Here is a 679-nt window from a genome sequence, read left to right as displayed (position 1 = left end):
TAAACGGCTTAACAGTCACAACCGAGGATGGGAAACAACACAATATTTCTCGTATCCATCGAAAATTTCAAATTGTAAACCAAGGTAAAACGGGCCTAAACGATGTCTATGTCTTGAATGATCCAACAGAAGGCTTTGTAGTAGCTCGAAATGATGGAACAGGTGGAGCTGCGGACTACATGAACTTCCTGGTTACAGATACCTACTACTACAATGAGGACGGCCAAGAAGTAGCTTTCAAGGCATCTGAAAAGACACCTGCAGCCTTGACCTACTCGTCTCTAAACCACAACCCTATCGGGTGGGAAGGCGCAAAAGCCATCAATGGGACACATGTTGAAATCAATGGATCAACTGTTACTCAAAACAAGGATTATGGCTATGTTTATGCAGAAGACTATAACCGTGAGGAAGAGGTAGGTCATCTTTGGGATACTTCCTCTTCAGCATATCAGTACAAGGGTGCTGCTCTTGGAGTCTTTAAGGAAGGGACAACCTTCACAACCGAATTTATTCAATGGGATGGACCAGAAAGTCCAAATGGCCAAACCTATTGGTTTGCTTTGAATACGAAGGTTGTAGCGCCAGTTGTTGAAGTTCCAGCTACTGCAACTATTACTAAAACAACCGTGAAGCCAGTTAAGACTGAACCTGTATCAGCTGAATTGGTCGAAGCGAA

General features: G+C 43.4%; 1 protein-coding gene. It reads left to right on the top strand.

The features are described 5' to 3' along the window. Window positions 1-679 (top strand): GbpC/Spa domain-containing protein (locus tag ACIY19_RS10845; protein WP_409003405.1); only part of this gene is annotated, 679 nt, incomplete at both ends.

Origin of the sequence: Streptococcus sp. ST14 (genome assembly GCF_046098195.1) — a bacterium.
GTDB lineage: Bacteria > Bacillota > Bacilli > Lactobacillales > Streptococcaceae > Streptococcus.
This window is presented reverse-complemented; position numbering and strand designations above follow the sequence as displayed.